Source organism: Klebsiella ornithinolytica (assembly GCF_030505655.1).
In the GTDB taxonomy this organism is placed as follows: Bacteria; Pseudomonadota; Gammaproteobacteria; order Enterobacterales; family Enterobacteriaceae; genus Klebsiella; species Klebsiella ornithinolytica.
Window position 1 is genome coordinate 2,944,006 of sequence record NZ_CP130153.1, and the last position, 11,865, is coordinate 2,955,870.

The following is an 11,865-nucleotide window of genomic DNA, read 5'->3' on the forward strand; positions in this document are numbered from 1 at the left end:
CATTCGGTGCCATTATTTAACGAAAATAACGTTAATAATTTTCAAAAAATTACAAAAGGGTTAACATGTGGACATATGTTCCGTTTGGTTCGTTTCACGAGTAGCTCTATGAAAATCCTTTCCGTGCGCACGGCTGCGCTACCTGCCCTCCTCTTTCCGCTGATCGCTGTGGCCCAGCCCGGCACCAGCGATGAACAAACTATGGTTGTGACCGCCGCGCCGACCGCGGTCTCCGAGCTCGATACCCCCGCCGCGGTCAGCGTCGTTAACGGCGATGAGATGCGTCAGGCGGCGCCGCGAGTCAATCTCTCTGAATCGCTGGGCGCCGTACCGGGACTGCAGGTTCAGAACCGACAGAACTATGCTCAGGATCTGCAGCTATCGATTCGCGGCTTTGGTTCCCGTTCCACCTACGGCGTGCGCGGGCTGCGCATTTACGTCGACGGTATTCCGGCCACCATGCCCGATGGCCAGGGCCAAACCTCGAATATTGATATCGGCAGCGTCGATAGCCTCGATGTCCTGCGCGGTCCGTTCTCTGCGCTGTACGGCAACTCCTCCGGCGGGGTGATCAATGTGACGACCCAAACCGGCAGCCAGCCGCCAACCATCGAAGCCAGCAGCTATTACGGCAGCTTCGGCACCTGGCACTATGGCCTGAAGGCGACCGGCGCCGTCGGCGACGGAACGCATGCCGGGGACGTCGATTACACCGTATCGACCAACCGCTTTACCACTCACGGCTACCGCGATCACAGCGGCGCCCGCAAAAACCTGGCGAACGCCAAACTGGGCGTGCGCATCAATGACGTCAGTAAGCTGACCCTGCTGTTTAACAGCGTGGATATCAAAGCCAATGACGCCGGCGGCCTGACCTACGATGAATGGCGGAATAACCCGCGTCAGTCGCCACGCGGCGATCAGTACAATACCCGTAAGTCGACGAAGCAGACCCAGGCAGGATTGCGCTACGAGCGTCAGCTCAGCGAGCAGGATGACCTGAGCGTGATGATGTACGCCGGTGAACGTGAAACCACGCAATATCAGTCAATCCCACGCGCGCCTCAGATAAACCCCTCTCACGCGGGCGGCGTTATCGACCTGACGCGCCACTATCAGGGGATCGATACCCGCTGGACTCACCGCGGCGAACTGCTGGTGCCGGTCACCTTCACCACCGGTCTCGACTATGAAAACATGAGCGAGCGGCGCAAAGGGTTTGAAAACTTCGTGATGGTCAACGGCGCGCCGCAGTACGGCGAAGAGGGGAACCTGCGCCGTAATGAACGTAATCTGATGTGGAACATCGACCCGTATCTGCAGACCCAGTGGCAGCTGACGGACAAACTCTCCCTCGATGCCGGCGTGCGCTACAGTTCGGTATGGTTTGACTCCAACGATTATTACGTTACCCCAGGTAACGGCGATGACAGCGGCGACGCCAGCTACCATAAATGGCTGCCGGCCGGCTCGTTAAAGTATGCGGTCACCGAGGCGTGGAACGTCTATCTCTCCGCCGGGCGCGGCTTTGAGACCCCCACCATTAACGAACTCTCCTACCGTTCCGATAACCAGAGCGGTCTGAACTTCGGCCTGCAGCCTGCGACTAACGACACGGTCGAGATCGGCAGTAAGACGCGGATCGGCAATGGCCTGTTTACCGCCGCGTTGTTCCAGACCAACACCGATAACGAGATCGTGGTGGATGCCAGCAGCGGCGGCCGTACCAGCTACAAAAACGCCGGCAAAACCCGCCGTCAGGGGATGGAGCTGGGGCTGGATCAGCAGTTTGGCGAAAGCTGGCGTCTGAAAGCCGCATGGACCTGGCTGGATGCGACCTACCGGACCAATGTCTGCGATGACGCCAGCTGCAACGGCAACCGTATTCCGGGCATCGCGCGCAATATGGGCTACGCCTCGTTCGGCTATCAGCCGGATCGCGGCTGGTACGCCGGCAGCGATATTCGCTATATGAGCGATATCATGGCTAACGACGAAAACACCGCCAAAGCCCCGTCCTGGACGGTGGTCGGTCTCACCACCGGTTATAAGTGGAGCTATGGCAAGATGGACATGGATCTGTTTGGCCGCGTCGATAACCTCTTCGATCGCAGCTACGTCGGCTCGGTGATTGTCAACGAGTCCAACGGTCGTTACTACGAACCCGCGCCGGGACGTAACTATGGCGTCGGCCTGAATCTCGCCTGGCGTTTTGAGTAACCCCAGCCTTAGATCGTACAAACCTGACTCCCCGGGAAGCGTAGCGCCACCGGGGAAACAGACCGCACAAACCCGTAGCCCCGGTATGCGCAGCGCCACCGGGGAAACAGACCGCACAAACCCGTAGCCCCGGTAAGCGCAGCGCCACCGGGGAAGCAGACCGCACAAACCCGTAGCCCCGGTAAGCGCAGCGCCACCGGAGAAGCAGACCGCACAAACCCGTAGCCCCGGTAAGCGCAGCGCCACCGGGGAAACAGCCCCCACATCCCCGTAGCCCCGGTAAGCACAGCGCCACCGGGGAAGCAGACCGCACAAACCCGTAGCCCCGGTAAGCATAGCGCCACCGGAGAAGCAGACCGCACAAACCCGTAGCCCCGGCAAGCATAGCGCCACCGGGGAAACAGACCGCACAAACCCGTAGCCCGGGATGCACAGCGCCACCGGCGGATCGTCCCCACGCGCGTCTTATTGCGGCTTACATCACGCTTTGTTTTATCCTTTCTCGTCTGTTGTGCCCTCGAGCGTTACCCTTGTCACAAATAACGCCCAACAAGGAGCTGCTATGGCACTGCCGATCATTCTCGATTGCGACCCCGGTCATGATGACGCCATCGCGATGGTTCTCGCCCTCGCCTCACCCGAACTTGACGTCAAGGCGATCACTGCCTCCGCTGGCAACCAGACGCCGGACAAAACCCTGCGCAACGTGCTGCGCATGCTGACGCTGCTGGGAAGACAGGACATTCCTGTCGCCGGCGGCGCGCGTAAGCCGCTGATGCGGGAGCTGATCATCGCCGAAAACGTTCACGGCGAAAGCGGGCTTGATGGCCCGGCGCTGCCGGAACCAGATTTTACGCCGCAGGCCTGCACCGCCGTCGAGCTGATGGCCAAAACGCTACGCGAAAGCCCGCAACCGGTGACGATTGTCGCCACCGGCCCGCAAACCAACGTCGCCCTGCTGCTCAACAGCCACCCGGAACTGCATGACAAGATCGCCCGCATTGTCCTGATGGGCGGCGCGATGGTGTTGGGCAACTGGCAGCCCGCCGCCGAGTTTAATATCTACGTCGACCCGGAAGCGGCGGAGATCGTCTTCCAGTCGGGTATTCCGGTGGTGATGGCCGGGCTGGACGTCACGCATCGGGCGCAGATTCATGGCCTGGATATCGAACGTTTCCGCCAGGTGGGCAACCCGGTGGCGACCATTGTTGCCGAGCTGCTCGACTTCTTTATGGAGTATCACAAGGATGCCAAATGGGGTTTCACCGGTGCTCCGCTGCACGATCCCTGCACCATCGCCTGGCTGCTGAAGCCGGAGTTGTTTACCAGCGTTGAGCGCTGGGTGGGCGTGGAAACTCAGGGGAAATACACCCAGGGGATGACGGTGGTTGATTATTACTTTCTCACCGGCAAGCAGCCAAATACCACGGTGTTGCTGGATATCGACCGGGAGCGGTTTGTGGACCTGTTAGTCGAGCGGCTGGCGTTTTATGGCTGAATAAGGATTCTGAGAGACGTTAAAGGCTGCGATACTGCCTTCTGGATAAAGACGAGCGTCGGCAGTTTGCAGAGTATCAGGCGATGAGTTTGTCAGACGCAGAGCCTGTCCGCTCGTTCGTCAATAAACCTGCCTTTGGTCTGTCCGGGTTGGATCTATCAGAGGCAGGCAGCTTCGTTAATTCCAGTATCGTGACCGACAAACAGCGTTTACCCTGGAAAGGTATTCAAGGATAACGGCTCCGAAGAGCCGTTATGACTAGCGGTGTATCAGGTCCAGTCTTCATAGCCGTTCTCGTGGATCCAGACAATGCCACCAGGGCATTTTTCAGTCAGAAACCAGAAGCCATCAAAAGCATCCTCTTCCATTTCCTCCTGGTTTTTGGGGAATCTCTTTTTAAAGAACGATATTTGCTCAGTAGTACTACCTTGCAAATACCTCCCATGTGATGCCAACTTAATTTTTCCATCATCAAGAAGCATCTGCAATAATTGAAAGAAGAATGTCTTTCGTTGATTAAAATTAAGTTCAACTCCATAACATTCTGGAGGTGTCACATGCCATATAGCATTCATTGAATGCCCTTCTAAGGCATTTTTATATTCGAGATACTCCTCATTTGTAATTTTCATATGATTTACCTAAATTTAATTTCAATCGGCTTTTTAACTTTTCCCTGCAGATTATTGAGTTGTTCATTTTTTATAATTTCAACGGTCCACCGTGCTTTTGTATCATCCTTGCTCCTGGAAAAATCCCTAAGATTGATAGTCATTCCATCTTTCTTCGCATAATAAACTATTCCTAATGGGGTTTTCTGCTCTTGTAGCGGTACTGTTCCAGCTAGTGATTGTGCATAGTTAAGGATATCCCGCTCAGACAGTTTTTCCGTCGCAAAGACCTTGGTCGTTCCGTACTTATTACTTCCCCCATCACCCAACACCTGCGCAAACTCCTTCCCGAATACATTGAGCTTATCGCTACTCTGTTTTGGATCAAACACTTTAACTAACTGGTCAGTATTGGTTTTCTGGATATTGCGGACATAATCTGCTGTTTTCGTTGACAAACTCGCACCAGCAGCCGTTTCGCCTTTAATGAAACCGGCAACAGGCTGAATATTTAATGTTTTTGTTATATTCAGTTCATCATAGACCTTCACCAACTGCAGCGAAAGCTTCTTCAAGCTGTCTTCGGTTTTCCCGATAATCAGCGTACTGGCAGTGGTAATGGCCCCGGTACCGATAAGCGCTTCTGGTGCCACAATATCTGCCGCATAAATACCAGCCTGATTCAGACAAAGCGCGGGGTTGGTTTTGTAACCAGCGATGACCAGCCTTGCCGCCAGAACCAGCTCGGGTGCAGCACCAATCAGAGTCATGCCACCTGCGGTCAGTGCCATACCTCCGCCGCTGGCAGCTGCCACGATAATCGCTGCTTCCCGCCGGGCCTGGACGCGTTTAGCTGCCTCCTTATCCCCCTTATCACGGTCGCGGAAGAAAGGTAAGGCAGGATATTTAACAAAGAGATGAGTTAAGGAAAACCCCGGATGGGGCGCGCCATTTCTGGTGCCTGGCCGATCCTCGCCCCGGCGCTCTGCCGCCGGGGCATAAGACCTATTCGTCGGGTGAAACCCGGACCACGACTTTGCCGAAGTTTTCGCCCTTCAGCAGACCAATCAGCGCATTGGGCGCACGCTCCAGGCCATCGACAAGCTGCTCGCGGTACTTGATTTTGCCTTCCCGTACCCAGCGCCCCATCTCCTCCTGGAACTCGGCAATACGATGCCCGTAGTCCTGACCGATAATAAAGCCCTGCATCCGGATCCGTTTTTTCAGCAGCGTCGCCATCAATAGCGGCAGACGATCCGGCCCCTCCGGCAGTCCGGTCGCATTATACCCGCTGACCAGGCCGCACACCGGTACCCGCGCCGAGGTATTGAGTAGCGGCAGCACGGCATCAAACACCTTGCCGCCGACGTTTTCATAGTAAACGTCAATGCCCTGCGGGCAGGCCTGCGCCAGCTGTTCGGCAAAATCCGGCGCGCGATGATCGAGGCAGACGTCAAAGCCCAGCGTCTCGACCGCGTAGCGGCATTTCTCACTGCCCCCGGCAATCCCTACCGTACGGCAGCCTTTTAGCTTCGCGATCTGGCCGACCGTACCGCCAACCGGCCCGGTGGCCGCGGCCACCACCAGCGTTTCTCCCGCCTTCGGCTGACCGATATCCAGCAGCCCCATATAGGCCGTAAAACCAGGCATCCCAAGGATGCCGAGCGCCCACGAGGGGTGTTGCGGATGTTCACCCAGCTTCACCAGCCCGTTGCCATCGGAGAGTTCAAAATCCTGCCAGCCGCCGGAGCTCAGCACCCACTCTCCCGGTGTAAAGTCAGCGTGGTCAGACGCTTCAACGCGACTCACCGTTCCACCGACCATCACGGCGCCGATGGCAACCGGAGGCGAGTAGGACGGCGCATCGCTCATGCGCCCGCGCATGTAGGGATCTAACGAGAGATAAACCGTGCGCAGAAGCACCTGCCCGGGACCCGGCGTCGGGGCCTCGCTCTCTTCCAGACGGAAATTATCCCCTGTCGGCTCGCCGTGCGGGCGAGAAGCCAGCACCCAGCGGCGGTGACGTTGCGGATTAAAAGCCATAGCAAACTCCTCTTGTTTAGGACCTGTACTGAGGCTAGTCGCAATTGCCGCCGCGCACATTGGCATTATGAGGCAGGTTGATTTAATCGCACGACCAGATAGGTGCAGGATGTGCTGGATTCATTGATAAAACGACAGTCGTTAGGCGGCCCCAGTTCGAGACAATCACCGGCTCGCATCTCATGCCGGGTCGCGCCCTCGACAAAAACCAGCTCCCCCTGTTGCAGCCAGATCAGCTGACGCGCCAGCGCGTAGGAGGCTGCGGGCATCGGTACATCGCTACCCGCCGGCAGCTCCACCTGCACCAGATCGATAGGCAGATCGCTGCGCGGCGAAACGTGACGCCGTAAATATTGGCTTTGCGGATCGCGCCATACCGGCTGCTGGGCAAAGCGCAGCAGTTTACCTTCCTGCATCTCCGCTCGGGCAATCAGCGTCGACATACTAATGCCAAAAGCGCCGGACAGCCGCCCCAGCATCGATGCCGTCGGACTACTCTCGCCGCGTTCGATCTTGTGGATCATGGCGCGTGAGGCGCCGGCGCGCTCGGCCAGTTCGCTGAGCGACCAGCCGCGAGATTCGCGCTCGATGCGGATACGTGCGCTAATGCGCTGATTCATATTGTCTTCAATAGTATTCATAGCGTAGTACTATAGTGTATGAATTAATCTCAAACAAGGCGACCTCAGGCAAAACCCGCGTCGTCTCGTCTGGCCACCTCACCCCCGATATACCTGCACGCAGACGACAGGCCATGATAAATTTCTTGCTAAAACAGATGACAGCGTCGCGTACATTATTGTAATAATACCGTACTACTATAGTGTACGGATATTGAGTTGAGGTTTGCTATGACCATTCGTTATGCCTGCAAAGAAGATTGCGCGGCGATTGCCGAAATTTACAACCACGCGGTGCTGCACACTGCCGCCATCTGGAATGACAAAACCGTCGATACCGATAATCGCATCGCCTGGTTTGAAGCGCGTCAGCTGGCAGGCTATCCGGTCCTGGTGAGCGAAGAAAACGGCGTCGTGACCGGCTATTCTTCGTTTGGCGACTGGCGCGCATTTGACGGCTTTCGCCATACCGTCGAACATTCGGTCTACGTCCACCCCGATCATCAGGGTAAAGGATTAGGCCGCAGCCTGCTGGTGGCGCTGATTAAGGAGGCCCGTCGCCTGAACAAACATGTCATGGTGGCCGGTATCGAAGCGCAAAACCAGGCCTCTTTGCATCTGCACGAAACGCTCGGGTTTGTGACCACCGGACAGATGCCGCAGGTCGGCACAAAATTTGGCCGCTGGCTGGATCTGACCTTTATGCAGCTCCAGCTCGACGATCGTCACGATCCGGACGCCAGCGCATGAACGCTTCGCTGACCCTCGCCTGTCTGATTGCCGCCGGCGTCGGACTGGTCGTGCAAAATACGCTGATGGTGCGTATTACGCAGTCCGCCTCCACAATACTCATTGCGATGCTGCTGAACTCGCTGGTGGGGATTGTGATTTTCGTTACCATCCTGCTCCTGCGCCACGGTGCAGCGGGCTTTCAGGAGCTGGCGCTCAGCATAAAATGGTGGACGCTCATTCCAGGATTGCTGGGATCGTTTTTTGTCTTCGCCAGCATCAGTGGCTATCAGAACGTTGGTGCCGCCACGACGATTGCGGTGCTGATTGCCAGCCAGCTGGTGGGGGGACTCGTGATGGATATCATTCGCGCGCACGGCGTGCCGTGGCGGGCGTTGCTGGGGCCGCTGTGCGGCGCGGTTATGCTGGTGGCAGGCGCCTGGCTGGTAGCCAGACGCCAGTTTTAGCGCGCAATATCAGAGAATGGCGCCGCCTTTATTCAACTGCTCGCGGCGCGTTTCCTGCTCTTCATGCTGCTGACGGCCGTGGTGGGCAATCGTGGTGCGTAAACGCTGCTGCTGGGTATAGCGTTCGTCGCGGCTCAGCTCAGCATCATCGCTCAGCGCCACCAGCAGTTCATTCATGTGAGTAATCACCCCTTCGGCGATCGCCGCATCGACGCGGGCGATAACGTCATCCAGATGTGCCATATGTGCTCCTTTCGGCTTAGTTCAATTTGACCTTCGAAAAATCGCTCCCCATCAGGCTCACGCTATACCCGCTAACGTTGCTGCGCGTGGCGTAGTAGGTTTTCCCGGTCGCCAGGGTGATCCATGGCGCCTGCTGATAAAAGATCTCTTGCGCCTGACCATACAGCGCGGCGCGTTGCTGCGGATCGCTGACCAGGATCGCTTTTTTGACCAGCGCGTCATACGACTTATCGCACCAGCGGGCAACGTTGGAACCGGTCTTGATATTATCACAGCTCAGCAATGTCCCGGCAAAGTTGTCCGGGTCGCCATTGTCCGACATCCAGCCAAACAGGGCGCTGTCGTGTTCGCCTTTGCGCATGCCGGAGAGATATTCCCCCCACTCATACGTGACGATTTTGGCTTTGATGCCCACTTTGCTCCAGTCGTTCTGAATCATTTCGGCAATGCGGCGCGAATTGGGGTTGTAGGGGCGCTGTACCGGCATCGACCACAAGGTCACCTCCGCCCCTTTTTCCAGCCCGGCCTGCTTCAGCAGCGCTTTCGCCTTTTGCGGATCGTAGTCGTAATCCGGCAGATCTTTCTTATAACCGAGCATATTCGCCGGCAGCGGAGATTTGGCTACCGCGCCCGAATCCATAAATACCGCTTTGACGATTGCCTGTTTGTCGGTGGCGTAGTTCAGCGCCTGACGTACCAGCACGTTATCAAACGGTTTTTTCTCGGTATTAAACGCCAGATAGCCGACGTTCAACGCTTCAACAGCCTGCAGCGCCAGATCTTTATTGCCCTTGATCGCGGCGAACTGTACCGGCGACGGCGCCGGGATAATCTGACATTCGTTGGTTTGCAGCTTCGCCAGGCGAGTCTCGACATTCGGGGTGATGGAGAAGATCAGATGTTTTGTCGGCACCTCGCCTTCCCAATAATGCGGGTTAGCAATGTAGCGGATAAGCGAATCGACTTTATACTGCTGAAGCGCATACGGGCCGGTCCCGACAGGCCAGGTATCAACATACTCCGGCGTGCCTTTCTTCATCATGGCATCGGCGTATTCCGCGGAGAGTATTGAGGCGAAATCCATTCCCCAGTCGGCAAGGAAGGCAGCATTCGGCTCGCTCAGTACGAACTGGACATGATAATCATCGACCTTTTTCACCTCTTTAATCAGCTTATCCAGCCCGACATCATGAAAATATTCATAGTTGCCCTGCGAAACGTTATGGTACGGATGTTTCGCATCCTGTTGACGCAGGACGGAGAACAGAACGTCATCGGCGTTAAAATCGCGGCTCGGGGTAAAGTACTTATTGCTGTTGAACTTCACTCCTTTACGCAGGGTAAAGGTCCAGGTCTTGCCATCTGGCGATACCGTCCACGCGGTGGCCAATGAAGGGATCGGTGTGTTTTTAAGCGGATCAAAGGTGATCAGGCGGTTATACAGCACCTGCGAGCTGGCCACAAACGAGGGGCCGGAGCTGGCAATCTGCGGGTTAAATGATTCCGGCGATGCTTCGGAGCAATAGATCAGCGTATCGTTACCGGCCGCCCACGCGGCGCCAGCCGGCAACCAGGCGCTTAACGCCAGCGCAATTAACGTTTTCCCTGTAGACATGGTTATAAACCTTATCAATTTGTTATAAGTGCTCTAATAACAGCACAGCGGCATGCAACCGGCAAATAATCAATCGGTATCAGGTTATGCTGAAAGCGCTGTTTTCGCCGATTTATTCTCCAGTCCGGGCCAACCTGCTGAAGTTGTGAACTGCCTATAAAACCAGAAAAAAAACGTGCGATAACCGCCCTGCCTGTCCCATGCGCTCCCGTCGCCCGATACACTCGGAAAACCGCAGAACACAACCCAACGAGGTTTTCCCATGACAATTACCTGCAACTTATATACCGATGGCCAGTGGCATGATGCTGAAGGCCAGGCCACTTTTACCCGCACCAATCCGCTCAGCGAACAGCCGGCTTCCACCGCACCGGCTGCGAGCCTGGCCGACGCCCGGCGCAGCGTCGAGGCCGCCGCTGCCGCCTTCCCGCAATGGCGCGACACGGCCCCCGCCGAGCGTCGCCGCCTGCTGCTGGAGGCGGCGGAGCAAATGCAGCAACGTGAGGCAAAATTCATCGCCGCAATGTCGGCTGAGACGGGCGCGACGGCACACTGGGCGGGTTTTAACGTTCATCTCGCCGCCGACATTTTGCGGGAAGCCGCCGCCCTCACCACCCAGATTGAAGGGCAGATTATTCCGTCGAATGTACCGGGCAATCTGGCTATGGCCGTCCGCCAGGGGGCTGGAGTGGTACTGGGGATGGCGCCGTGGAATGCGCCGCTGATCCTCGCCACGCGCGCGATTGCAACTCCGTTAGCCTGCGGGAATACGGTGATCCTCAAAGGAGCCGAGATGTCGCCCGCCAGTCAGGCGCTGATTATTGATGCCCTGGCTGCGGCGGGATTACCGGACGGTGTCGTGAACTATCTCACCTGCGCGCCGGAAGATGCGCCCGCGCTGGTGGAGTCGCTTATCGCCCATCCGGCAGTACGCCGCGTTAACTTTACCGGCTCTACGCCGGTCGGACGCATTATCGCCCGCACCTGCGGACAGTACCTGAAACCGGCAGTGCTTGAACTGGGCGGCAAAGCGCCGCTGCTGGTCCTCGATGATGCCGATCTCGAACAAGCGGCGGCCGGAGCCCTCTTTGGCTCATTCGCTAACGCCGGGCAGATCTGTATGTCGACCGAGCGCATTATCGTCGACCAATCGATAGCCGATGCCTTTATCGCCCTGCTCAGCCGCCGCGCGGCAACGTTGCCCGCAGGGCTGATGGGGCCGGTTGTCGATATGAAGACCGTTACACGCTGCAATGCGCTGATTGACGACGCGCTGGCAAAAGGGGCCCGGCTTTTAACCGGTGGTAAAGCCGACACAACCCAGATGCGCGCCACGTTGCTTGATGGGGTGACCCGCAGCATGCGGATATGGCAGGAGGAGTCCTTTGGCCCGGTAAAAGCCATTATCCGGGTGCAGGATGAGCAGGAGGCGCTGACGGTAGCCAACGAAAGTGAATACGGACTCTCCTCGGCGGTATACAGTCGCGACACCGCCCGGGCGTGGAATGTTGCCCAGAGATTGCAAACCGGCATTTGCCACATTAATGGCCCCACCGTGCACGATGAAGCGCAGATGCCGTTTGGCGGCTGCAAAGCTTCCGGCTACGGACGCTTTGGTGGCCGCGCAGGTGTTGCTGAATTTACCGAACTGCGCTGGATAACGCTGCAGACCAGCCCGCGCGAACTGCCGTTTTAATCAGCGGATCTGCCGGTTGCCGATTCTCATCACCAGTTTAAAACAGCCCCATTGCGCTGCCGTTCCGGGGAAGGCTAACCGCGGAACGGTCGCAACGCCGTGACGACAGCGCGCCACAACGAA

At 57.1% G+C, this 11,865-nt stretch carries 11 protein-coding genes; 5 read left to right on the forward strand and 6 right to left on the reverse strand.

Annotated elements, in window-relative coordinates; translation table 11 throughout:
* The first annotated feature begins 108 nt into the window (after positions 1 to 108).
* Both pqqU and rihA read left to right on the forward strand, forming a co-directional pair.
* Positions 109 to 2,220 carry a TonB-dependent receptor PqqU gene (gene pqqU, locus Q1L34_RS14125; protein WP_075808691.1) on the forward strand — a complete coding sequence of 704 codons (2,112 nt, stop codon included), beginning with the start codon at positions 109 to 111 and terminating at the stop codon, positions 2,218 to 2,220.
* Positions 2,221 to 2,782: 562 nt separating this feature from the next.
* Positions 2,783 to 3,718 (forward strand): pyrimidine-specific ribonucleoside hydrolase RihA, encoded by a 936-nt coding sequence (gene rihA / locus Q1L34_RS14130; RefSeq protein ID WP_004861601.1) that lies wholly within the window; start codon positions 2,783 to 2,785, stop codon positions 3,716 to 3,718.
* 269 nt (positions 3,719 to 3,987) lie between these two features.
* On the opposite strand, the gene Q1L34_RS14135 is transcribed toward rihA, so the two are convergent.
* The 4 genes from Q1L34_RS14135 to Q1L34_RS14150 form a co-directional block, all read right to left on the reverse strand.
* The gene (locus Q1L34_RS14135) at positions 3,988 to 4,350 is read right to left on the reverse strand and encodes a DUF596 domain-containing protein (RefSeq protein WP_064357090.1); all 363 of its coding nucleotides are present in this window, start codon (positions 4,348 to 4,350) and stop codon (positions 3,988 to 3,990) included.
* Between the two features lie 5 nt (positions 4,351 to 4,355).
* Positions 4,356 to 5,120 (reverse strand): hypothetical protein, encoded by a 765-nt coding sequence (locus Q1L34_RS14140; protein ID WP_327204114.1) that lies wholly within the window; start codon positions 5,118 to 5,120, stop codon positions 4,356 to 4,358.
* 214 nt (positions 5,121 to 5,334) lie between these two features.
* Positions 5,335 to 6,372, reverse strand: a complete 1,038-nt coding sequence (gene curA, locus Q1L34_RS14145; RefSeq protein WP_327204115.1) for an NADPH-dependent curcumin/dihydrocurcumin reductase — start codon at positions 6,370 to 6,372, stop codon at positions 5,335 to 5,337.
* Between the two features lie 65 nt (positions 6,373 to 6,437).
* Complete coding sequence (locus Q1L34_RS14150; protein ID WP_327204116.1) at positions 6,438 to 7,013, reverse strand: helix-turn-helix domain-containing protein; 576 nt, start codon at positions 7,011 to 7,013, stop codon at positions 6,438 to 6,440.
* 210 nt (positions 7,014 to 7,223) lie between these two features.
* On the opposite strand from Q1L34_RS14150, the gene Q1L34_RS14155 reads away from it, so the two are divergent.
* Positions 7,224 to 7,742, forward strand: coding sequence for a GNAT family N-acetyltransferase (locus Q1L34_RS14155; RefSeq protein ID WP_064357092.1), 519 nt, complete (start codon positions 7,224 to 7,226; stop codon positions 7,740 to 7,742).
* Entirely contained in the window at positions 7,739 to 8,188 is a 450-nt protein-coding gene (locus Q1L34_RS14160; RefSeq protein WP_004861584.1) for a DMT family transporter, read from the forward strand. The genes Q1L34_RS14155 and Q1L34_RS14160 overlap by 4 nt, the downstream gene beginning before the upstream one ends.
* A 9-nt stretch (positions 8,189 to 8,197) precedes the next feature.
* Here Q1L34_RS14160 and Q1L34_RS14165 read toward each other — a convergent pair whose 3' ends face one another.
* Both Q1L34_RS14165 and Q1L34_RS14170 read right to left on the reverse strand, forming a co-directional pair.
* Positions 8,198 to 8,431: a YdcY family protein gene (locus Q1L34_RS14165; protein WP_004861582.1), complete on the reverse strand. Its 234-nt coding sequence runs from the start codon at positions 8,429 to 8,431 to the stop codon at positions 8,198 to 8,200.
* A gap of 16 nt (positions 8,432 to 8,447) precedes the next feature.
* Positions 8,448 to 10,046: an ABC transporter substrate-binding protein gene (locus Q1L34_RS14170; protein WP_134936607.1), complete on the reverse strand. Its 1,599-nt coding sequence runs from the start codon at positions 10,044 to 10,046 to the stop codon at positions 8,448 to 8,450.
* A 262-nt stretch (positions 10,047 to 10,308) separates the two neighbouring features.
* On the opposite strand from Q1L34_RS14170, the gene Q1L34_RS14175 reads away from it, so the two are divergent.
* Positions 10,309 to 11,742: an aldehyde dehydrogenase gene (locus tag Q1L34_RS14175; RefSeq protein WP_327204117.1), complete on the forward strand. Its 1,434-nt coding sequence runs from the start codon at positions 10,309 to 10,311 to the stop codon at positions 11,740 to 11,742.
* The last annotated feature ends 123 nt before the right edge of the window (positions 11,743 to 11,865 follow it).

What these genes read in the sequence shown, in the direction of transcription:
- Q1L34_RS14150 (WP_327204116.1), bottom strand. Translation starts at nt 7,013, where the DNA reads ATGAATACTATTGAAGACAATATGAATCAGCGCATTAGCGCACGTATC.
- Q1L34_RS14175 (WP_327204117.1), top strand. Translation starts at nt 10,309, where the DNA reads ATGACAATTACCTGCAACTTATATACCGATGGCCAGTGGCATGATGCT.
- Q1L34_RS14170 (WP_134936607.1), bottom strand. Translation starts at nt 10,046, where the DNA reads ATGTCTACAGGGAAAACGTTAATTGCGCTGGCGTTAAGCGCCTGGTTG.
- Q1L34_RS14165 (WP_004861582.1), bottom strand. Translation starts at nt 8,431, where the DNA reads ATGGCACATCTGGATGACGTTATCGCCCGCGTCGATGCGGCGATCGCC.
- Q1L34_RS14140 (WP_327204114.1), bottom strand. Translation starts at nt 5,120, where the DNA reads ATGGCACTGACCGCAGGTGGCATGACTCTGATTGGTGCTGCACCCGAG.
- rihA (WP_004861601.1), top strand. Translation starts at nt 2,783, where the DNA reads ATGGCACTGCCGATCATTCTCGATTGCGACCCCGGTCATGATGACGCC.
- Q1L34_RS14155 (WP_064357092.1), top strand. Translation starts at nt 7,224, where the DNA reads ATGACCATTCGTTATGCCTGCAAAGAAGATTGCGCGGCGATTGCCGAA.
- pqqU (WP_075808691.1), top strand. Translation starts at nt 109, where the DNA reads ATGAAAATCCTTTCCGTGCGCACGGCTGCGCTACCTGCCCTCCTCTTT.
- Q1L34_RS14160 (WP_004861584.1), top strand. Translation starts at nt 7,739, where the DNA reads ATGAACGCTTCGCTGACCCTCGCCTGTCTGATTGCCGCCGGCGTCGGA.
- Q1L34_RS14135 (WP_064357090.1), bottom strand. Translation starts at nt 4,350, where the DNA reads ATGAAAATTACAAATGAGGAGTATCTCGAATATAAAAATGCCTTAGAA.
- curA (WP_327204115.1), bottom strand. Translation starts at nt 6,372, where the DNA reads ATGGCTTTTAATCCGCAACGTCACCGCCGCTGGGTGCTGGCTTCTCGC.